Below are 21,118 nucleotides of genomic sequence, written 5' to 3'. Positions count from 1 at the left end.
GGACCGCCCGGCCGATGCCGAAGCACGGCCGGTCCGGCCTGGCCATGTCAGCCGATGCGATGCCGCCGCCCGATCAGACCCAGCGCGAGAAGCCCGCTCAGGACCAGCGGCAGGCCGCCCGGAAGCGCGATCGCGGCGCCGTTGAGCGCGAAAGCCGTCTCGGTCCCCATGGACGACCAGATAGCCGCTGTCGAGGACGGATCTCGCGCATGACCGAACGACCCGGTCGAGGGCCCCGCATCGGCGGTCGTCCAGAAAAAGGTGCCGGTTCCCTGGGCCGCGGACAAGCCCAGCCAATATTGCGTATTGGCCTGCGCAAGAAACGGTGTGGCAAAAACGAAATCGACCTGGGTGCTGCCCGAGATGACTCCGGGCAGCGTCCCGATGTTCGATTACACGATGTTCCGGGCCGCGCCGCTTGCGAGGGCCGCGGCGGTCGTCGGAGCCGATCCGGTCGAGGCATAGATTCTGTAGGTGAGGCTCGTCAGCCCATCCCCGAAAAACCTCAGATTATAGAACGTTGCCGAGGTCAGCGAGGCCTCCGCCGTCAGCGTGAAATCGTTCGCAAATTCATAGGTGGTCGAAAGAGGGCCCCATCCGCCGTCAGGATTGGGCCCGCCATTGTCGTAGACTGGCACGGCCGATACCGGCGCTGCGGCACAGGCAAGAACCAAGGCTGCGACCGCCCCGAATATGCGTTGTTTCATGTCTTCCCCCCTCAGGCCTGCCGGCAAGAGGCCGCAAGGACAGAATGCTTGCATGTGTTCGGACATCGGGCAACGTTTTTGTTGACGTCACGTAAGTCACATGAGGCTCGCCATCCTGCGCGGCCTCCAAACCCAAACCCCCTGTGGACAAGTGCCATGGCACAGTTGCCCCGCCCCGCCGGGCCTGACACTATATCTGCCAATCCTTCCAGGAAGAGCGAGCAGCACGCGCCATGCCCACAGACCTTCTTTCCGACGCCGCGGGCCCCGCCTACGACGCCTCCTCCATCGAGGTGCTCGAAGGGCTGGAGCCGGTCCGCAAACGCCCCGGCATGTATATCGGCGGCACGGATGAACGCGCCCTGCACCACCTGGTGGCCGAGGTTCTCGACAATTCCATGGACGAGGCCGTCGCCGGCCATGCCACACGGATCGAGGTCGAGCTGCTGGAGGATCACTCGGTCATGATCCGCGACAACGGCCGCGGCATCCCGATCGACCCGCACCCGAAATTCCCCGAGAAATCCGCGCTCGAGGTCATCCTCTGCACGCTGCACGCGGGCGGCAAGTTCTCGGGCAAGGCCTACCAGACCTCGGGCGGCCTGCACGGGGTCGGCGCCTCGGTCGTAAACGCGCTGTCCGACAGCATGGTCGTGCAGGTCGCCCGCGACCGCAAACTCTACGAACAGCGCTTCTCGCGGGGAATCCCGCTGGGGCCCATCGCCGAGATCGGCGCCGCCCCCAACCGCCGCGGCACCACCACCACCTTCCACGCGGACGAAGAGATCTTCGGCGCCCACCGGTTCAAGCCCGCGCGGATGATGAAGATGGTCCGCTCCAAGGCCTACCTCTTCTCGGGGGTCGAGATCCGCTGGAAATCCGCGATCCCCGACGGCGACATGCCGCAGGAGGCGACGTTCCACTTCCCCGGCGGCCTCGCCGATTACCTCGCCGAAACGCTGGGCCCGGCCACGACCTACGCCGACAAGCCCTTCGCGGGCACGGTCGACTTCCAGGCGCGGTTCTCCGTGCCGGGCAAGGTCGAATGGGCGATCAACTGGACGCCCTCGCGCGACGGCTTCATCCAGTCCTATTGCAACACCGTCCCCACCCCCGAGGGCGGCACCCACGAGGCCGGCTTCTGGGCCGCGATCCTCAAGGGCATCCGCGCCTACGGCGAGTTGGTCAACAACCGCAAGGCCAAGGACATCACCCGCGACGACCTGGTCACGGGGGGCTGCGCGCTGGTGTCCTGCTTCATCCGAGAGCCGGAGTTCGTGGGCCAGACCAAGGACCGCCTCGCCACGACCGAGGCCGCCCGCCTGGTGGAAAACGCCGTGCGCGACCATTTCGACAACTGGCTCGCCGCCGACACCAAATCCGCCGGCGCCATCCTCGACTTCCTCGTCCTGCGCGCCGAGGAACGCCTGCGCCGCCGGCAGGAAAAGGAGACCGCCCGCAAATCGGCCACCAAGAAACTGCGCCTACCCGGCAAGCTGACCGATTGCACCGCGAAATCCCGCGAGGGCACGGAGCTGTTCATCGTCGAGGGCGACAGCGCGGGCGGCTCGGCCAAGGGGGCGCGCTTCCGCGAGACCCAGGCGCTGCTGCCGCTCAAGGGCAAGATCCTGAACGTGCTGGGCGCGGCCTCGTCCAAGCTGACGACGAATGCCGAGATCTCGGACCTTTGCGAGGCGCTTGGCGTCCGGCTTGGCACGCGGTTCAACCTCGACGACCTGCGCTATGACAAGATCATCATCATGACCGATGCCGATGTGGACGGCGCCCATATCGCCTCGCTGCTGATGACGTTCTTCTTCACCCAGATGCGGCCGCTGATCGACGGCGGGCACCTGTATCTGGCCTGCCCGCCGCTCTACCGGCTGACGCAGGGGGCGAAGCGTATGTATGTCTCCGACGACCGCGAAAAGGACATCTGGCTGGCCAAGGGTCTGGGCGGCAAGGGCAAGATCGACGTCCAGCGGTTCAAGGGCCTGGGCGAGATGGACGCCAAGGACCTCAAGGAAACCACGATGGACCCGGCCACCCGCAAGCTGATCCGCGTGACCATAGACGAGGACGAACCCGGAGAGACCGGCGACCTGGTCGAGCGCCTGATGGGCAAGAAGCCGGAACTGCGGTTCCAGTATATCTCGGAGAACGCGCGGTTCGTGGAGGAGTTGGATGTTTGAGTTTTTCTGTTTTCTTGCTTTCGGCACTTGTTTGTTTCACCATTGGGATCTTATTGTCCCATCGACTGTTTTCTGAAATAAACCAAGACTTGATCTGGGCTCGAGTCGACCTGGCTTGGATTATCTTAGGCGCCAGTTTGTCTGCCACAGCGTTTGCACTTTATCAGGTTGAGGCAAAGATATCGGAAAAAATTGAACGCCAAGCTTCACAGCGCGATCTTCTCTCAGCTTTCACTGTTGAAGTAAATAGCTTTATCAGCAGGAACTGTTCAGTACCGATCGCCCACACGGAAAATAGTGTGGGAGATATAGTCAATGAATGCATAGTATTGGAACAGGCCTTAATGTTTGTAGGCTTTGCGCCGCTCCTATTCAATACTTCAATCGATCAGACGATATTCGACCGTCAAGTCTCTGATTTTAAGGCATCGGCGGAAGCACAATCCGCCAGTTCGCACCAACCCAGCCCAATAGCGCCAAGATGATCCAGAATTCTGACAAGGTGTGGTGGTGCCTTGGGAGTACTTCAATTTTCTCAGAAGACACGTATTGCCGACCACCTCCTTGGGAACAGACCAACCCGCCATTGCAAGACAAGAACGGCAAGCGGATATTCTCAGAAGAGACCCAGTTCATTATGGGGATGGCCTATAGAGCTGGAAAGATGTCACAATCCATCCTTGATGGGTGGTCCGTGGTTTTCTGGCAGGACTGGATAGGTCCTACTAAGAACGCTAGTATACTGTTTCTTTTCTTTCTAATACCCTTGCGAGTCTCGAAGAGTATTTTTGGCATCAAGAAATGCTCCCCCATCGATTCGCACCCTACGCCACCTTCTACCGGCACACCCGCGGGCACGACCGCACCCAGCCCCCTTTGCCCTCCCGCGCCGCATCGGTCATACTTGCGTCGGCATAACCCAAACACCCGGAGCCGTCCCATGTCCCTGACCATCGTCGCCTCGTTCCAGGCCCACCCCGGCAAGGGGGACGCGCTGCAGGAGGTGCTCAGGGGCCTCATCGCCCCCACCCTCGCCGAGGATGGCTGCGTGCAATACGATCTGCACCGCAACAACAGCGACCCCGACCACTTCCTGTTCTACGAGACATGGGAGACGCGGCCGCTCTGGCGCGACCATGCCGCCTCCGACCACATCGCCGCCTTCGGGGCCCTCAAGGACGAGCTTGTGGCCGAGATGGTCGTCCACGAGATGAGCCGGGTCGACTGACCCGGCCGCGGCCCCCTTTTCCCGCACCGGAGATCCGCCGGCAAGTGCCGCCCCCGCGCCGGTCGCGCAGGGGGTCTGAGGGGCATCCCCGGAGAGAGCCGCATCATGTGTGGAATTTTGGCCTTGCACGTAGGTCTGTCGCGCTGTTCCACGAAATCAGTCTGCCGTTTGCCTCCAGAAACCATTCGCACGCGTCGTTGCCACCACGCTTGCCATGCCCGCTGCGGGCCGTGTCCGCGCGGCCGCGCGGCCCGAACCAACCGCCCGCTGCGTGACGTTCAGCCCCCGCGCCGATGCGGCCCGGTGCAGATGCCCGCGCCCGCAAATATGGCCTTTTCCCTGCACTTGCCGCCCGCTATCAAGGCGCCATGCGCCTTGCCCTGTTTGTCATTCCGCTGTTGCTGACCGCCTGTGCCCGGCCGCTGACGCCCGCCGAACAGGTCTTCGGGGCGCAGCTGGTGGGCGAGACGGCGGCCTCTGATGTGCGGATCCTGTCGGTCGGGCCGGTGGGGGCGTTCACCTTCACCTACCCGGTGCGCCCGGCCACCACCTGCCGCGAGCGGATCCTGCCCGCCCCCGAGGGCCCCACCTTCGAGGCGACGACGGCGGGCGTGGTCCTCTGGGATCACATCCTCACGAACCCCGACTGGTATCTCGACGATTACCTCGGCCGCTGGCCCGAGCAGATGAACCTGGTGGCGGCCATGTTCTTTGCCCATGAGCTGACCCATGTCTGGCAATGGCAGAACCGCGAGACCACGGGCTTTTTCATCGGCCGCGTCGCCGCCGAGCACAACCGGATCGAGGATCCCTACCTGTTCGACAGCGACGCCCTGCCCCGTTTTCTGGACTACGGCTTCGAGGCGCAATCCTCGCTGGTTGAGGAATACGTCTGCTGCGCCGCCGTCGCCCCCCGGGGCGCCCGCACCAAGCGGCTGAAGGCGCTGCTGGCCCAGGCGATGCCATTGGGCGACTGGCGCCCGCCGCGCGACGTGCTGCTGCCCGATACGGGCGTCGATCTGGGAGGCATCTGCGACTAGACAGGTCGCGCACGGGACCTAACTCTGCGTCATGCGCAGCCTGATTTCCTCCCTCGCCTTCCTCCTCGTCCTGCCCGCCGCGGCACCGGCGCAGGATACCGACCTGGAGCTGGTGTTGCTGGCCGACGCCTCGGGGTCCATCGACGCGGGCGAGATCGCGTTCCAGCGGCAGGGCTATGCCGAGGCGATGACCGACCCCGCGGTGCTCGCGGCCATCGCCGACACCGCCTATGGCTCGATCGCCGTGACCTACATCGAATGGGCGCAGAACCAGGCCGTCGTCGTCGACTGGACCCTGATCGCCACGCCGGAGGACGCGGCGGGCTTTGCCGAGGCGCTGCTGATCCCGCCACGCCAGGCCTCGGGGCGCAACGCCATCGGGTCCGCGCTTCTGGCGGGGCTCGCCGCGATGGAGGGCAACGATTTCACCGGCTGGCGGCGGGTCATCGACTTCTCGGGCGACAGCATCAACAATTACCACGGCCCGCCCATCGCCCAGGCGCGTGAGACCGTGCTGACCGCCGGGGTGACCATCAACGGCCTGCCGATCCTGAACGAACGCCCTTACCTTCTGGAGGCCTACGAGGCGCAGATCATCGGCGGGCCCAACAGCTTTGCCGTGCCCGCCGAGACCCGCGCGACATTCGCCGAAGCCGTGCGGCGCAAGCTGATCCTGGAAATCTCGGGCCTGACACCCGAGACGGAGACGCGGCTCGCCCGGGCGGAGTGAGCGCTCCTTTGGCACGGCGCCCCCCCGAGGGGTGGCCGGGCGCGGCTCAGTCCCGCTGGATGCTTTCGAGGTAGTCGGCCAGTTCCAGCAACCGCAACGGCACCGGCGTGCCCTGTCCTTCGGGGCCCTCGGTCATCACCATCGGTCCCATGTCGCCGTCGCCGAAGCTGGGCATCGCCGCGCTGAAATGCTCGGCCCGGGTGAACCCGTCGATGACGGTCATCACGTAATCCCGCGGAAAGACACCGTCGTTGCGCGCCGCGAGCCGGGTCAGGTCGGGCGGGGTCACGACCAGCTGGCGGCCAAAGCTGCCCTCGCCCGTTCCGTCCGCGCCGTGGCAGGCGGCGCAATCCTGCTGGAACGCCAATGCGCCGTCGATATCCGTGTTGATCCCGGTTTCGGTGCAGGCGCCCAGCGCCAGCGCCAGTCCGGTCAATGCGATCAGTGGTTTCATGCTCTCCTCCGGTTTTGGCCAGCTTGGCGGGTCGCGGCCCGCGCCGCCTTGATCGAGGTCATGCCCGCGCGCATCACGCGACGACGCGCCCGGCCTCCAGCCGCACGATCCGGTCCATGCGCCCGGCAAGCTCCAGGTTGTGGGTCGCGATCAGCGCGGCAAGGCCGGTGCCCCGCACCAGATCCATCAGCGCGGCAAAGACCCGGTCCGCGCTGCCGGGATCCAGGTTGCCGGTGGGCTCGTCCGCCAGCAGCAGGCGCGGCCGGTTGGCCAACGCCCGGCAATAGGCGACGCGCTGCTGCTCTCCGCCCGACAGGGCCGCGGGCCGGTGGCTGGCGCGGGGCGCCACGCCCACGGTGTCCAGCAACTCCCGGGCGCGGTCGCGGGCAGCGGCCCGGGACACGCCGTTCGCCAACTGCGGCAGCACGATGTTTTCCTCGGCCGTGAATTCCGGCAGCAGGTGGTGGAACTGGTAGATGAACCCGACCTCGCGCCTGCGCGCCGCCGTGCGACGCTTGTCCGACAAGGCGGTCATGTCGGTCTCGCCCAGCCAGACGCGGCCCGCGTCGGGCGTATCGAGCAGGCCCGCGATATGCAGAAGCGTGGATTTGCCCGCGCCCGAGGGCGCCACGAGGGCCACCACCTCGCCCGCGCCGACCCGCAGGTCGACGCCCTGAAGCACGGTCACCTCGTTGGGCTTGGCGTGGTTGTAGCCTTTGGTGACCCCCTCCAGCCGCAGCTCGTCACTCATAGCGCAGCGCCTCCACCGGGTTCATCCGCGCGGCGCGGCGGGCGGGAAAGATCGTGACGACCCAGGACAGGAACAGCGACAGCGACACCGCCGACAGCACATCGTCCCATTCCAGCTTGGCCGGCAGCGCGTAGATCCCGCGGATCGACGGGTCCCACACGCCGCCGCCCGAGACGTAGTTCACCAGGCTGAAGATCTGGTCCACGTAGATCGCGAAGAGGCACCCCAGCAGCACCCCCAGCAGCGTGCCCACCGTGCCGATGCCGGCCCCGCAGATGAAGAACACCCGCAGCACAGACCCCTGGCTCAACCCCATGGTGCGCAGGATGCCGATGTCGCGGCCCTTGTTCTTGACCAGCATGATCAGCCCCGAGATGATGTTCATCGAGGCGATCAGCACCAGGATCGACAGGATCACGAACATCACGTTGTCCTCGACCGTCAGAGCCCGCAGATAGGCGCCCTCGTTGTCCTTCCAGGAATAGAGCAGCGAGCCCGGCGGCAGGCTGCGGTAGACCGGCTCGATCCAGTCCTCCACCGCGTCGGGATCCGCCACGAAGACCTGGATCTGGTCGACGACGCCGGCGCGGTTGAAGAAATCCTGCGCCTTGTCCAGCGGCATGTAGATCCGGGTGCTGTCGGTGATGTAGCGGCCGGTCTGGAAGATGTAGACCACGTCGAAGCTCGCCCGCCGTGGCGAGCGGCCCACGGCGGTCTGCGCACCGCCCGCGGTGGTCAGGCTGATCCGGTCGCCCACCGTCACCCCCAGCGCGTTGGCCACGCCGGAGCCCAGCGCCACGCCATCCTCCGTCGCACCGAAATCGGACAGCTCACCAAGGCTGTCCTGCGGGTCGCGGATCAGGGGGATGTCGGCGAATTCGGTCGGGGCCAGGCCATAGACCTGCACGAAGGTCCCCTCTTCGCCGCGACTGGCCAGGCCCTCGCCGTAGACCACCGGGTTCGCCCGGGTGACCCCCTCCTGTGCCATCAGCGCGGCCGAGATCGCGTCGTAGCCCTCGATGGTCCGCACGAAGCGCGAGACGTCGACCGACTGGTCGCCCTGGGTGACGGTGACCACCTCCTGGCGCTGCTGGCGCACGGTCAGGTGCGCGTTGGCGCCCACGATCGTGTCGACGAAATCCGCGCGGAACCCCGAGCGCACGGCCAGGGTCGCCACCAGGGCGAACACCGCCAAAGTGACCCCGACCAGGCTGATCCAGGTCATCACCGACACGCCACCCTCGGCGCGGCGGGCGCGGATGTAGCGCCAGGCGATTGTCCACTCGAAGGCGGCAAAGGGGCGGGGGGCCTGGGCCATGGCATATCCTTGATAGACTGCCGACTACCTCACCCCTCTCGGATGTGAGGTCAAGCGGGTCGCGAAAAGGTTGGACTGCCCGGATCGCTGCCCTAAGGTGTGGGTTGAGGGAGCCCTGCTCTGGGGTCGCCCGCAGACAAACAGCCGGAGACGACCGTGACTGAATATTTCAACAGGGACAAGATTCACCCCGCCGTGCACATGCACGTCGAAGAGGTGGCCAAGGGACAACTGGACCGGCGCGAATTCCTCGTGCGGGCGACCTCGCTTGGTGTGACCGCGACGATGGCCTATGGCCTCATCGGCATGCCGACGCCGGCGCAGGCGGCGGCCCATATCCAGCCGGGCGGGACCATCCGCATCCAGCAGGACGTGCGCCCGCTTAAGGATCCGCCGACCTACAACTGGCCGCAGCTTGGCAATATCTCGCGCGGCTGGCTGGAATACCTGGTCCAGTACAACGCCGACGGCACCTTCGAGGGCCGCCTGCTGGAAAGCTGGGAGGTCAACGAGGACGCGACCGAATACCTGCTGCACATCCGCCCGGGGGTGAACTGGAACGACGGACGCGGCACCCTGACAGCCGCTGACGTGGCCTACAACTTCGCCCGCTGGGCCGATGGCACGATGGAGGGCAACTCCATGGCCTCGCGCGTGAGCTCGATCCAGAACGAGGCCGGCGACGGCCCGGCCGAGGGCGCGATCGAGATCGTCGACGACCTGACGCTCAAGCTGAATCTGACGCGGCCCGACATCTCGATCATCCCGGCGGTGACGGAATACCCCGCGGCGATCGTGCCAGAGGGCTTCTCGGGCAGCCCCGCCGACGACCGTGTCGGCACCGGCCCCTACCGCCTGACCGACTACGAGATCGGCGTGCGCGCGGTGCTGGAGAAGAACACCGACCACGAATGGTGGGGCGAAGGCGCCTATCTCGACCGGATCGAGTTCATCGACTACGGCACCGACGGCGCCCAGCACCTGGCGGCGGCAGAGGCCGGCGAGATCGACATGACCTACGAGACCGTGGGCGAATATGTCGACATCTTCCAGGCGATCGGCTGGAACCAGAGCGAGTCGGTCTCGGCCAACACGCTGGTTCTGCGGACCAACCGCCTGACCGAGGTGGACGGGATGCGGCCCTACGACGACGTGCGCGTCCGCCGGGCGCTGGCCATGGCCAGTGACAACTCGGTGCTGCTGGAGCTTGGCTATGCCGGGCGCGGCTCGCTGGCCGAGAACCACCACGTCTGCCCGATCCATCCCGAATATGCCGACATCGGCCCGCCGGTCTTCGATCCCGAGGGCGCGATGGCGCTGATGGAAGAGGCCGGGATGGCCGATTACGAGCACGAGCTGATATCGATCGACGACGACTGGCGGCGCAATACCTCCGACGCGCTGGCCGCCCAGCTGCGCGACGCGGGCATGAAGGTGAAGCGGACGGTCTATCCCGGCTCCACATTCTGGAACGACTGGAACAACTTCGCGTTCTCGTCGACCGACTGGGGTCACCGGCCGCTGGGCGTGCAGGTGCTGGCGCTGGCCTACAAGAGCGGCGTGGCCTGGAACGAGACCGGACTTGCCTCCGACGAGTTCGACACGATGCTGGACGAGGCCTCGGCCATCGCCGACGCCGACGCCCGGCGCGAGATCATGGCCCGGCTGGAGCAGTTTATCCGCGACGACGGCCTGGTCATCCAGCCCTACTGGCGCTCGCTCTTCCGCCACTCGCGGCCCGGCATCGTCGGTGCGGAAAGCCACCCGACCAACGAGATCCACGTGCACAAGCTGGGTCTGGAGGCCTGATGGCCTGACCGGGTTTCCCGGGCCTTTCGGCCCGCGATCCGTGCCGGCCCCTCGCGGGGCCGGCGGTGGGGAGAGCCTTCGGGCCCTCCCCTTTTCGTTCGGGGCATCGGTATCGCGCCAACCGGTGACGTCCTCGGGGCCGTGTCGCCAGCCGCCGGCCTCCAGGAGATGCGGTTTAAAACAGCCTTTGGTGCGGCCGTCGTATCCCGTTCTGCGGTCGGGGCGGACCGCATTTCCGTGGCCGCCCTATTTCCGTGGCCGCCCCATTTCCGTGGCCGACCTGTGCCGGCCGGCGCAGCCCCCCCCCTGGTCCGCTGGGCGACAGGATCGACCGCCAGGCTCGTTCAAGCCTTCTCGCCCACCGGTCCCGACAGCGCTCGGCGGCCCGTCGATCCGGCGGGCTGTGGGGCGGCCCCCCGTTCCGATAGCCAGGCCAGGATCGCGGCGGTTGTCTGCTCCGGCAATTCCTGCTGGATCCAGTGGCCGCATTCGAGGCCGAGGACCTCCACACCGGGCACAAAGGTGCCCAGCGTGTCGGGGATCGGGATCGGGTCCTGCGTCCCGTGGATCATCAGCGCGGGTTTGCGGATCACTGGATCGACCTCCGCCAGGATCCGCCAGTTGCGGTCGAGGTTCCGGTACCAGTTGATCCCGCCCGTGAACCCGGTCGCCTCGAATGCGGCGGTAAAAACGGCCAGGTCCTCGTCGCTCATCACCGGCGCCCCCATCGGACTCTCTGCAAGGGCGAGGTCGATCATCACCATGCCCGGCGCGGGCGGGCCCGGCGGGCCGGTCTTCCGGAAGAGATTGCGCAGGAACCGCGCGGCGTTTGCATCCAGGATCGCATCGGCCACGCCGGGCTGGCGATTGAAGTGCACCATGTAATTGTCGGGGCCGAGGACTGCCTCGAGGAAGGCGGTCCAGGGAACCTCCGTGCGCAGCTGGTAGGGCAAGGCCAGGTTGACGATCCGCGTGACCCTGCCCGGATGCAGCAGCGCCATGCTCCAGACGGCATTCGCGCCCCAGTCATGGCCCATGAATGTGGCCTCGGCATAGCCGAAGTGATCCAGCAGGGCCGCTAGATCGCCCGTCAGGCAGGTGATGTCATAGTCGGTGACGGCCGCCGGACGGGAGGACTTGCCGAAGCCGCGCTGGTTCGGCGCGATCACGTGGAACCCGGCGGCGGCCAGGGCCGGCATCTGGTGGCGCCACGAATAGGCGAGCTCTGGCCAGCCGTGGCACAGCACGATGGGATTTCCGGCATTCTCCCGGCCAAGTTCGAAGACCTCGAGAACCGCGCCGTTGACCGGCACGCGGGTGGGGGCGGGAAGATCGGGGGGTGTTGGCATGGTCCAAACTCCTTGCTGATGACCGTGCCACCTGACTAGGATGCAATGGTGCCAGAATGTGGCACCTTTCTTTGCCAGGCTGCCGACATGACCCTTCGCCTTCGACAGGACGCCATCGTGCGCAGCCTGCGCCGCAACGCAAGCGCGACCATCGACGCCCTGGCGCAGGATGTCGGCGCCTCGCGTCGCACGGTTCTGCGCGACATCGCCGCCCTGCGGGACCAGGGCTTTGTCATCCACTCGGAACCCGGGCGGGGCGGCGGGCTGTCCCTCGACCCGACGTCCGTCCAGACGACGCCGCGATTGTCTGTGCCCGAGGTCTTTGCCCTGCTGATCAGCGTGGCGAGCATGCGGGCCGCCGGAACCTTGCCGTTCGCGGGGCTGGCCGATTCGGGGCTGGCAAAGATCGAGAAGGCCCTGCCGACGGACAAGCTGCGCGACCTTCGCCGGATCCTGGATTGCCTCTGGATCGGGCCGCTGGCGCCCGGGGTCGACCTGTCGGACATGGGCGCCCTCGACCCCGCCCTGCTGCCGGCCTTCGAGACCGCGTTCCTGGACCGCCGGCCGCTGTGCTTTGGCTACCGTGACAGGACGGGCGCCGAGACCGTGCGCCAAGTGGAGCCGCAGGCGATGCTGATCCTGCCGCCGCTGTGGTATCTGGTCGCCTGGGATCCCTCGCGCGGGGATTTCCGGCATTTCCGCATGGACCGGATCGGCGCGCCCGCCTGCGTGGAGGGACCGACGTTCAGCCGGCGCCACGTGCCCTTCGCCGAAGGCGTGCGCCCCGTCCGCTACGCCTAAGGAGTCCTATGGCCCCGGCGCCGGTCGTCCGGGTCTCGCGCAGCCCGGTCTCTCGGCCCCGTCCGCGCAGCGCCGGTCAGAAGTGTTTGCCGGCGCTCGCATAATCCTCGTAGGCTTCCCCGGTGTCCCGGGCCGCGGCGCGGCCCTGCGCGGCCCAGAGCAGCCCGTTGCGCAGCAGGTCATGGGCCGGCCCCGAGGCGATGATCGCGGCCTTGTGGCCCAGCGCGGAGTAGAAGACCCGCCCGAGGCCCCAGCGCCTTGTCCAGACCTGCGGCACGTCCACCGGGCCGTTCGGGCTGTGATACCAGGTCGTGACCGGAAATCGGGTCGTGGCCAGCACCCGGTTCGCGGGATCGGTCTGAAGGTAGTATTGCTCGGTCGCGACCTCGAAATCGGCGATGCCCTCGGTGATGGGATGATCGGGATCGGTGATCGTGATGGTATGGACAACGCCGTCGCCGCCCGGATGCGCCACCCAGTTGGCGCCGGTCATGAATTGCCACAGCACATTGGCGCGAAAGGCGTCGCACATGCCGCCGTGGCAGCCGGCAAGCCCGGTGCCGCGGGCCACCGCCTCGCTGACCGCCTCGGCCTGGTGGGGCTCGATGGTCGACATCGTCCAGACCGGCACGATCAGGTCATGGGTCGCGACCTCTGCCGCGTCGTCGAAACAGGAAAGCGTGTCGTGGACGCTCACCGTCATCCCGGCCTCTGTCAGGATATCCGCGCAGATCGCGGCGACCTTGTCGGGCTCGTGCCCGTCCCAGCCGCCCCAGGTGATAAGTGCCTTTGCCATCCCGCTCTCCCTCGCTGTTTGCGCCCAAGCCTAGTGGCGCAGGCGGCGCTGTGCCAGCCTTGCCGTGCGCCTATTCCGCCGGGCCCAGACGCCGGCGCAGGGGCGGCTCGTCGCGCGGGGCGCGGTGCAGCGGCGGTTCGGGCGGCAGGTCGCGCGACACGGGCCGCGCCGAGCGCAGGGGGCGGAGCGTGACCTCGGCGTGCTCGTCCTCCTCCGGCGCGTCGTCCTCCCGGCGGCCGAAAAGGCGGCGGAAGGGCCAGGCGATCAGCCACAGCAGACCGCCGACGGCCAGCCAGCCGCCCAGATAGCCCGCCGAGGCCGCCACCGCCCCCGGCACCGACAGGGGCAGCGCGGGGATGAAATCGGACCAGGTGCCGGCGAAGGTCTCGGGGTCGCTCATCCGGTGCGGCAGCAACAGCCGTTCAAGAGGGGTCGCGGTCTCCAGCATCCGCTGGCTGCGGCCGAGGCTTTCATAGCGCCCGATTGTCCGGGTCATGTCGGTGCGGCGGTCATCGAGGAAGGGCGTGCCCGTCATCTGCGCGAGCGCCGCGTCCCGGCTGAGCCCCGAGCGGCCGGCGGTGGCGTCGAAATCGGCCACGACGGTTTCCAGCGCGGTCACCTGACCGGCCAGCCTCTGGGTGTATTGCTGTGCGAATTCGGGGTATTGCGACAGCCCCGCCGCCCCCGCGAGCCCGCCGGCCATGGCAAGCATCCGGATGATCATCTCTGCCTCACTCAGGCCTGCTCGGGCCTCTGCCGCGCACCGTTTTCCGGCACCTTTGGCGCAAGACTACCAGCAACGGGGCCGTCGGCAAAGCCCCCTTGCCCGAGGGTCAGGAAAGCACGGCAGAGCGGGGGGCCTTCCGGCCCCCGCACCACGGCCGCCCCGCCCCCGCCCGGCTCGGCCGCTCAGGCCCGCGCGGCGCCCAGATGGGGGGCGTAGATGTCGGCGAGCTTCCGGATCGCGGCCTCGGGGGCAAGTTCCTCGCTCTCGCCGGTCCGGCGGGACGTCAACTCCACCACGCCGTTCTTGAGCCCGCGCGGGCCGACCGTGATCCGCCAGGGCAGTCCGATCAGGTCCATGGTGGCGAATTTGGCGCCCGCCCGCTCGTCGCGGTCGTCATAAAGCGCCTCGAGCCCGATGGCCGCCAACGCCCCATAGAGCTGTTCGCAGGCGGCGTCTGCCGCGTCGTCGCCCTGGCGAAGGTTCACGATGCCGCAGGCGAACGGAGTGACGCCCTCGGGCCAGATGATGCCCTTGTCGTCGTGCGAGGCCTCGATGATCGCACCCACCAGCCGCGACACGCCGATCCCGTGCGAGCCCATGTGGACCGGCACCGGCTTGCCGTCGGGGCCCTGGACCGTCGCGCCCATGGCCTCGGAATACTTGGTGCCGAAGTAGAAGATCTGCCCGACCTCGATGCCGCGCGCGACGCGCTGCCGCTCGGCCGGGACCTTGTCGAAAAGCGCCGGGTCGTGGGTCTCGTCGGTCCGGGCATAGCGCGAGGTGAACTCCTCCAGCACCGCGCGGCACTGATCCACGCTGTCGTAGTCGATGGCACGGTCGCCGAACTTCAGGTCGGTGATCTCGGCATCGTAGAAGACCTCCGACTCGCCGGTCTCGGCCAGCACGAGGAATTCGTGCGTGTCGTCGCCGCCGATCGGGCCGCTGTCGGCGCGCATGGGGATCGCCTGCAGGCCCAGCCGCTCGTAGGTGCGCAGGTAGGTGACCAGGTGGCGATTGTAGGCGTGCAGCGCGTCCTCTTTCGTCAGGTCGAAATTGTAGCCGTCCTTCATCAGGAACTCGCGCCCGCGCATGACACCGAACCGGGGCCGGACCTCGTCGCGGAACTTCCACTGGATGTGGTAGAGCGTCAGCGGCAGCGCCTTGTAAGAGCTGACGTAGGACCGGAAGATGTCGGTGATCATCTCTTCGTTGGTCGGCCCGTAAAGCATGTCGCGGTCATGCCGGTCACGGATCCGCAGCAGCTCGTCGCCGTAGGCATCGTAGCGCCCCGATTCCTGCCACAGGTCGGCGGATTGCAGCGTGGGCATCAGCACCGGGATGTGACCGGCGCGCTGCTGCTCTTCGTGGACCACCTGTTCGATCCGCTTCAGGACGCGGTAGCCCAGCGGCAACCAGGAATAGATGCCCGCGCTGGCCTGCTTGATCATGCCGGCGCGCAGCATCAGCCGGTGGCTGACGATCTGCGCCTCTGCGGGCGTCTCCTTCAGGACGGGAAGAAAGTAGCGGCTGAGGCGCATGTGTCGGGACCTTCGGATAACCTGTGCGTCAGCGCGGTGTAGTGTGCCGTCGCCGGCCATTCAAGCGCAGAGCGTCCGGGCCGGCGCGGCGCGGCCGCTGCCCCGGCGCCCCGCGGGGCGGCGTGTCGGCGGCCGGGGCGGGATGCGAGTGCTGCCCCGGTTCCGGCACCAGCAGGATCTTGGGGGATCTCGCCGGTGCCGTCACGACCGCCCCAAGCGCCAGGAAAAGGTGCGCCGAGGCGGTCAGACCCGACATCGGGAGAGCGTGCCGCGCACCGGAACCCCGGGTTTTCGCCGCACCTCCCCGGATGGAAATCGCCGGGTTGCGGGACGATCATGCCGCGGTGTGCGCCACGGCTCAAATGAGGGATTCCTTACCTCACAGGCGCGTCCGGGCTCCGGTCGCGGCCGGGCCGCGCCTGCCCTGCCCGACTCCCGCCGGTCACGAAGAGCTGGTTGAGGAAGGCCATCTTGGCCACCGCCTGGGCCGTCGTCTCGACCCCAAGGTCGTCGCGGGCGCGGCGCAGGTGCTTTTCGACCGCCGAGCGCGACAGGCCGGTCAGCAGGCAGACATCCTGCAGGGTCTTGCCGTCGGCCACCCATTCGAGCACCTCGCGTTGCCGCGGACCGAGCGTCAGCGATTTCACCGCCAGCGGCATCTGGCTGAGCTTGAAATGCGCCATCTGGCACAGCGCCAGGACCGCGACGCCGTGGTCGGCCCAGTGGGCATCGACCTCGGCCTGGGGCACGCCGCGTTCGGCGGCCAGGCCCATGGCGCCCTTCGATCGCGGCATGCCTTCCGGAAACGAGATGGTGTAGCCCGCCCGCGCCCGCGCGGTGCCCCGCGCGTCAAGCGCGTCCATTGCGGCGCATTCCGCGGCGCTCAGCCGGCCCGCGGCGCGTTCCCGCGCGGCCCAGCCCCAGTCGCAGGCCCCCACGTTCTGATTGACCCAGCGGTACTCGACGGAGCGCAGGTAGTGCCCGCTCTCGTGCCACCATTTCACCCCGGCCAGGTTGTGGGTCGACAGGAAGAAGGCGTCGTCGGGGTCGCCGATTCCGCGCCCGGTGTGAAAGCGGGTGAAGCCGTAGTTCACCCTGACGAAGCCGTGCGGCCGCAGCGCCGTCACGATCCGCTGCCACACGTCCTCGACGGTCGCGGCCTCGGCGATCTCGCAGATCCGGTGCAATGTCATGCGGTCCGGCATCCCGGCCGCCCCGTCGCGCTCGATCATTTTGCCCCGCTTGCCCGCTCTTTCGCGCCTTTGCCTTGCGCAATCTTCGCGCACACACGAAATAGAGGCAACCGAAGGAGGGATCATGGCGCTACCGGTCCGAGAACAGGCTATCCACTGGGGGATCGCGATGGCGGTCTTCCTGCTGGCGATGTGGTACCTCGGCGACGTGCTGACCCCCTTCGTGCTCGGCGGCGCCTTTGCCTATATCCTCGACCCCGTGGCCGACCGCCTCGAACGCCTGGGGCTGAGCCGGACGCTCTCGGTCGCGGCGATCGGGCTCGTCGCGCTGATGCTCTTCGTGCTGATGGCGCTGCTCGTGGTGCCACTGATGATCCAGCAGGCCGCGCAATTCGTGAACACCGTGCCAGAGCTCTTCGGGCAGCTGCGGGACTGGCTCGCCACGCGCTTTCCCGACGTGATGACCGAAGGCTCGACCATCCGGACCCAGCTTCAGACCATCGGCGAGGCGCTGCAATCCTCGGGCGGCAAGCTGCTGAATTCGGCTCTGTCCTCGGCGCTCGGCGTCATCAACATCCTGTTTTTGCTGTTCATCGTGCCGGTGGTGACCTTCTACCTCCTGCTCGACTGGGACCGGATGGTCGCAAAGGTCGACGACCTGCTGCCCCGCGACCACGCCCCCACGATCCGCCTGATCGCCAGCGACATCGACGCGACGCTGTCCTCGTTCATCCGGGGCCAGGGTCTGGTGATGGCCATCCAGGGGACATTCTACGCCATCGGCCTGATGGCGGTCGGGCTGCAGTTCGGCCTGTTCGTCGGGGCGCTGTCGGGGCTGATCTCTTTCATTCCCTATGTCGGGGCGATCGTGGGCGGCAGCCTGGCGGTCGGGCTGGCGCTGTTCCAGTTCTGGGGCGATTGGTGGATGGTGGTCGCTGTGGCCGCGATCTTCTTCGGCGGACAGTTCCTGGAGGGCAACATCCTGACCCCCAAGCTCGTCGGCGACAGCGTGGGCCTACACCCGGTCTGGCTGATCCTGGCGCTGTCGGTCTTCGGCACGCTCTTCGGATTCATCGGGTTGTTGCTGGCGGTGCCGGTCTCGGCTGCACTGGGGGTCGTCGCGCGGTTCTTCATCGCCCAGTACAAGCACGGACTGCTTTATCGCGGGCTAGAGCGCCCATCCTCAGGTGACGACGACGGGACGGGCCCGGGCGCCGTCGCGATCCGCCCGGGCCGGACCGGCGGCGACGGCCAGGGCGCGGTGCCCGACCCCGCGGGCCGCAGGGGCGCCGCGGGCGGCGAAAGCACAAGCGGCGCCGCAGGCAGCGAAAGCACTAGCGGCGCCGCAGGCAGCGGCGACACCTGACATGAGCGATCAGCTCGCCTTCGACTGGCCACCCCGGGTGACCTTCGGGGCCGAGGCCTATTTCGTCTCGGAGGCGAACGCCGCGGCCTATGCCATGGTCACAGCCCCCAAGGGCTGGCCCGACGGCAAGCTCGTCGTCACCGGCCCGACAGGGTCTGGCAAGACGCACCTCGCCCGGCTTTTCGCCGACAATGCGGGGGCGGTGATCCTGGACGCGCCGCGGATCTCGGGCGCGGCCCCCCTGCCCGATGCAAGCAACGTGGTGGTCGAGGATGCCGACCGGCTGCCGCCCCAGGCCGAGGAATACCTCTTTCACCTGCACAACCGGCTGCGCGCCGAAGGGGGCCGGTTGCTGCTGACGGCCGCGCGGCCGCCCTCGCGCTGGCCGCTGACCCTGCCCGATCTCGCCAGCCGCCTGCAGGCCGCCACGGTCGTCACCATCGGCGACCCGGACGACCGGCTGCTCTCGGCGGTGCTGATGAAGCTGATGCAGGACCGGCAGCTGTCGCCCGACCCGCGCCTGGTCCCCTGGCTGATCAAGCGGATGGACCGGTCGTTTGCCGCCGCCGCCGCGATCATCGCCCGGCTCGATCTGGAGGCGCTTGGCGCCAAACGCCGGATCACCGCGCGCTTTGCGGGCGAGATTCTGGACTTCGACACCGACGACAGCTAACCCGGAGCGAGATCAGTGAAAGCAGCCGCCTTGCCCAGAACGCCCCCGAAGTCCCTGGCCGATTTTCTCGCAGCGCCCTTCCCCGCGCCGACCTCCCTGGATGTCGACCTGGACGGTCCGGCGCGTTTCGTGAACCGCGAGCTGAGCTGGCTCGGCTTCAACTGGCGCGTCCTCGAAGAGGCCGAGAACCCGGCGGTGCCGCTGCTGGAGCGGCTACGCTTCCTGTCGATCTCGGCCACCAACCTGGACGAGTTCTACACGGTCCGCGTGGCGGGCCTGCGCGAGCTGGCGCTGTCGGGCAACACCACGCCCGCCGCCGACGGGCTGTCGCCCGCCGAACAGCTGCGGCTGATCGATGCAGACGCCCGAGAATTGATGGCAAGACAGCAGGAGGTGCTGGTCGCCCTGCGCACCGATCTGGAGGCCGCGGATTTCGCCATAGTCTCGCGTTCCGACCTGTCGGACACCGATTGCGCCTTTCTGCGCGAGACCTTCCTGAACCAGGTCTTTCCGATCCTGACGCCGCTGGCGATCGACCCCGCGCACCCTTTCCCGTTCATCCCGAACGAGGGCTTTGCCCTGGCGCTGGAGCTGCACCGCCGGCGCGATGGCAAACTCCTGCGCGCCCTGCTGCCGGTGCCGCACCAGATCGACCGCTTCGTCGCGCTGCCCACCGAGTCCGGCAACCGCTTCCTGCCGCTCGAGGACCTGCTGCTGCTCAACATCGACAGCCTCTTTCCCGGCCACCAGCTGCACGGCCATTGCGCCTTTCGCGTGCTGCGCGACAGTGACCTGGAAGTCGAGGAAGAGGCCGAGGACCTCGTGCGCGAATTCGAGGTCGCGCTGAAGCGGCGCCGCCGGGGCGAGGTGATCCGTCTGAAACTGAGCGAGGACGCGCCGGCGGGCCTGCGCGCGGTGATCATGGAAGAGCTGCCGGTCCGCGAGGAAGAGGTGATCGAGGTCAACGGGATCGTCGGCATCGGGGCGCTGGCGGAACTGGTGATCGACAGCCGCCCCGACCTTCTGTGGCCGCCCTTCACCCCGCGCGTCCCCGAGCGGGTGCAGGACCACGAGGGCGACATGTTCGCGGCGATCCGCCAGAAGGACATGCTGCTGCACCACCCCTACGAGACCTTCGACATGGTCGTCCGCTTCTTGCGGCAGGCGGCGCGGGACCCCGACGTGGTGGCGATCAAACAGACGCTTTACCGCACGTCCAAACAGTCGCCCATCGTCGAGGCCCTGTGCGAGGCCGCCGAGGACGGCAAGTCGGTCACGGCGCTTGTCGAGCTCAAGGCGCGGTTCGACGAGGCCGCCAACATCCGCCAGTCCCGGCGGCTGGAGCGGTCCGGTGCGCATGTCATCTATGGTTTCATCAACTACAAGACCCACGCCAAGGTCAGCACCGTGGTCCGGCGCGAGGGCGAGCGGCTGGTGACCTACACCCATTACGGCACCGGAAACTACCACCCGATCACGGCGCGGTTCTATACCGACCTGAGCTTTTTCACCTGCGACGCGGCGCTGGGGCGGGATGCCACGAAGGTGTTCAACTACGTGGGCGGCTATGCCGAGCCAGCGGGGATGGAAAACCTGCACCTGTCCCCCGCCGGCATGAAGCCCTTCCTGCTGGAGCGTATCGCCGCCGAGACCGAACACGCCAGCGCGGGCCGGCCCGCCGCGATCTGGGCCAAGCTGAACTCGCTGATCGAGCCCGACATGATCGACGCGCTCTACGCGGCCTCGCAGGCGGGGGTGGAGATCAGCCTGGTGGTGCGCGGCATCTGCGGGCTGCGGCCGGGCGTGAAGGGGCTGTCCGAGACGATCCGGGTCAAGTCGGTGATCGGGCGCTTCCTGGAGCATTCCCGGATCGTCTGTTTCGGCAACGGCCACGGGCTGCCGTCGCGCGGGGCGCGGGTGTTCTTCTCGTCGGCCGACTGGATGGGACGCAACCTCAACCGGCGGGTGGAGACCCTGGTCGAAGCCCTGAACCCGACCGTGAAGGCGCAGATCACCGAGCAGATCATGGCCGCGAACATGGCCGACACCGCGCAAAGCTGGGTCATGGGACCGGACGGGCATTTCCGCCGCGCCCCGCTGCCCGAAGGCGCATTTGCCTTTTCCTGCCACAAGTTCTTCATGGAGAACCCGTCGCTGTCGGGTCGCGGCTCGGCCGGGGCCGCGGATGTGCCGCAGCTCACGCACAAGGACGACTGACCCGCCCTGATCCAATTGAGCGCCTTCGGCACGCTTTCCGGTCTCGGCCCCGGCCCTTGCGGGCCGGCGCCTCGGGCGGGCGCCTGTTGCCCCGCCGCCCCTCCGTGACCATGCGGCGGGACAAATGGCGGCAGCCGCGGCGGTAGGGATGCTTTCTCTATTGGTGTCAATGATTTGCCCCGTCAGATCGGCTGCGGGGGCTGGTTTGGCTTGCGAAACGGCATCCCGT

Annotated in this window: 20 protein-coding genes; 10 read left to right on the top strand and 10 right to left on the bottom strand. The window is 67.5% G+C overall.

Annotated features, from left to right (window positions below):
* Window positions 1-47: 47 nt before the first annotated feature.
* Both ROA7023_RS25480 and ROA7023_RS09915 read right to left on the bottom strand, forming a co-directional pair.
* The gene (locus ROA7023_RS25480) at window positions 48-170 is read right to left on the bottom strand and encodes a hypothetical protein (RefSeq protein ID WP_268807987.1); all 123 of its coding nucleotides are present in this window, start codon (window positions 168-170) and stop codon (window positions 48-50) included.
* 222 nt (window positions 171-392) lie between these two features.
* On the bottom strand, window positions 393-707 hold the full coding sequence (locus tag ROA7023_RS09915; protein WP_085878854.1) for a hypothetical protein: 315 nt from the start codon (window positions 705-707) through the stop codon (window positions 393-395).
* A 233-nt stretch (window positions 708-940) separates the two neighbouring features.
* Between ROA7023_RS09915 and parE the strand changes: the two genes are divergently transcribed.
* The 5 genes from parE (at window position 941) to ROA7023_RS09895 (ending at window position 5,897) form a co-directional block, all read left to right on the top strand.
* A complete protein-coding gene (gene parE / locus ROA7023_RS09910) occupies window positions 941-2,899 on the top strand; it encodes a DNA topoisomerase IV subunit B (RefSeq protein ID WP_085878853.1) in 1,959 nt (652 codons plus the stop codon).
* Window positions 2,896-3,384: a hypothetical protein gene (locus ROA7023_RS23785; protein ID WP_143535510.1), complete on the top strand. Its 489-nt coding sequence runs from the start codon at window positions 2,896-2,898 to the stop codon at window positions 3,382-3,384. Before parE ends, ROA7023_RS23785 begins: the two co-directional genes overlap by 4 nt.
* Window positions 3,385-3,839: 455 nt before the next feature.
* Complete coding sequence (locus ROA7023_RS09905; protein WP_085878852.1) at window positions 3,840-4,127, top strand: putative quinol monooxygenase; 288 nt, start codon at window positions 3,840-3,842, stop codon at window positions 4,125-4,127.
* Between the two features lie 368 nt (window positions 4,128-4,495).
* Entirely contained in the window at window positions 4,496-5,167 is a 672-nt protein-coding gene (locus tag ROA7023_RS09900; RefSeq protein ID WP_085878966.1) for a hypothetical protein, read from the top strand.
* Window positions 5,168-5,198: 31 nt separating this feature from the next.
* Window positions 5,199-5,897 carry a DUF1194 domain-containing protein gene (locus tag ROA7023_RS09895; protein WP_085878851.1) on the top strand — a complete coding sequence of 233 codons (699 nt, stop codon included), beginning with the start codon at window positions 5,199-5,201 and terminating at the stop codon, window positions 5,895-5,897.
* A gap of 46 nt (window positions 5,898-5,943) precedes the next feature.
* Here ROA7023_RS09895 and ROA7023_RS09890 read toward each other — a convergent pair whose 3' ends face one another.
* From ROA7023_RS09890 to ROA7023_RS09880, 3 genes are all read right to left on the bottom strand, one after another.
* A complete protein-coding gene (locus ROA7023_RS09890; protein ID WP_085878850.1) occupies window positions 5,944-6,351 on the bottom strand; it encodes a c-type cytochrome in 408 nt (135 codons plus the stop codon).
* Window positions 6,352-6,424: 73 nt separating this feature from the next.
* Entirely contained in the window at window positions 6,425-7,102 is a 678-nt protein-coding gene (locus ROA7023_RS09885; RefSeq protein ID WP_085878849.1) for an ABC transporter ATP-binding protein, read from the bottom strand.
* Window positions 7,095-8,420, bottom strand: coding sequence for an ABC transporter permease (locus tag ROA7023_RS09880; protein WP_085878848.1), 1,326 nt, complete (start codon window positions 8,418-8,420; stop codon window positions 7,095-7,097). Before ROA7023_RS09880 ends, ROA7023_RS09885 begins: the two co-directional genes overlap by 8 nt.
* Before the next feature lie 201 nt (window positions 8,421-8,621).
* Between ROA7023_RS09880 and ROA7023_RS09875 the strand changes: the two genes are divergently transcribed.
* Window positions 8,622-10,229, top strand: a complete 1,608-nt coding sequence (locus tag ROA7023_RS09875; protein ID WP_085878965.1) for an ABC transporter substrate-binding protein — start codon at window positions 8,622-8,624, stop codon at window positions 10,227-10,229.
* Window positions 10,230-10,573: 344 nt separating this feature from the next.
* On the opposite strand, the gene ROA7023_RS09870 is transcribed toward ROA7023_RS09875, so the two are convergent.
* A complete protein-coding gene (locus ROA7023_RS09870) occupies window positions 10,574-11,578 on the bottom strand; it encodes an alpha/beta fold hydrolase (RefSeq protein WP_085878847.1) in 1,005 nt (334 codons plus the stop codon).
* Between the two features lie 87 nt (window positions 11,579-11,665).
* Here ROA7023_RS09870 and ROA7023_RS09865 point away from each other — a divergent pair, with 87 nt between their 5' ends.
* Window positions 11,666-12,379 (top strand): helix-turn-helix transcriptional regulator, encoded by a 714-nt coding sequence (locus ROA7023_RS09865; protein ID WP_085878964.1) that lies wholly within the window; start codon window positions 11,666-11,668, stop codon window positions 12,377-12,379.
* Between the two features lie 76 nt (window positions 12,380-12,455).
* On the opposite strand, the gene ROA7023_RS09860 is transcribed toward ROA7023_RS09865, so the two are convergent.
* From ROA7023_RS09860 to ROA7023_RS09845, 4 genes are all read right to left on the bottom strand, one after another.
* Window positions 12,456-13,175, bottom strand: a complete 720-nt coding sequence (locus ROA7023_RS09860; protein ID WP_085878846.1) for a ThuA domain-containing protein — start codon at window positions 13,173-13,175, stop codon at window positions 12,456-12,458.
* 70 nt (window positions 13,176-13,245) lie between these two features.
* A complete protein-coding gene (locus ROA7023_RS09855; protein ID WP_085878845.1) occupies window positions 13,246-13,899 on the bottom strand; it encodes a DUF2937 family protein in 654 nt (217 codons plus the stop codon).
* A 185-nt stretch (window positions 13,900-14,084) separates the two neighbouring features.
* Window positions 14,085-15,440, bottom strand: a complete 1,356-nt coding sequence (gene proS / locus ROA7023_RS09850; RefSeq protein ID WP_085878844.1) for a proline--tRNA ligase — start codon at window positions 15,438-15,440, stop codon at window positions 14,085-14,087.
* A 374-nt stretch (window positions 15,441-15,814) separates the two neighbouring features.
* Window positions 15,815-16,672, bottom strand: coding sequence for a helix-turn-helix transcriptional regulator (locus ROA7023_RS09845; protein WP_234992126.1), 858 nt, complete (start codon window positions 16,670-16,672; stop codon window positions 15,815-15,817).
* An 85-nt stretch (window positions 16,673-16,757) separates the two neighbouring features.
* On the opposite strand from ROA7023_RS09845, the gene ROA7023_RS09840 reads away from it, so the two are divergent.
* From ROA7023_RS09840 to ROA7023_RS09830, 3 genes are read left to right on the top strand one after another with little or no spacing between them, the layout of a single operon-like run.
* Window positions 16,758-17,999, top strand: a complete 1,242-nt coding sequence (locus ROA7023_RS09840) for an AI-2E family transporter (protein ID WP_085878843.1) — start codon at window positions 16,758-16,760, stop codon at window positions 17,997-17,999.
* A gap of 1 nt (window position 18,000) precedes the next feature.
* Window positions 18,001-18,672 carry a P-loop NTPase family protein gene (locus ROA7023_RS09835; protein ID WP_085878842.1) on the top strand — a complete coding sequence of 224 codons (672 nt, stop codon included), beginning with the start codon at window positions 18,001-18,003 and terminating at the stop codon, window positions 18,670-18,672.
* Between the two features lie 30 nt (window positions 18,673-18,702).
* Window positions 18,703-20,889 (top strand): RNA degradosome polyphosphate kinase, encoded by a 2,187-nt coding sequence (locus ROA7023_RS09830; protein WP_085878841.1) that lies wholly within the window; start codon window positions 18,703-18,705, stop codon window positions 20,887-20,889.
* Window positions 20,890-21,118 lie beyond the last annotated feature (229 nt).

The organism is Roseisalinus antarcticus (genome assembly GCF_900172355.1).
Lineage (GTDB): Bacteria > Pseudomonadota > Alphaproteobacteria > Rhodobacterales > Rhodobacteraceae > Oceanicola > Oceanicola antarcticus_A.
The sequence above is the reverse complement of the archived record's forward strand: the minus strand, read 5'-3'. Positions and strand labels throughout refer to the sequence as shown.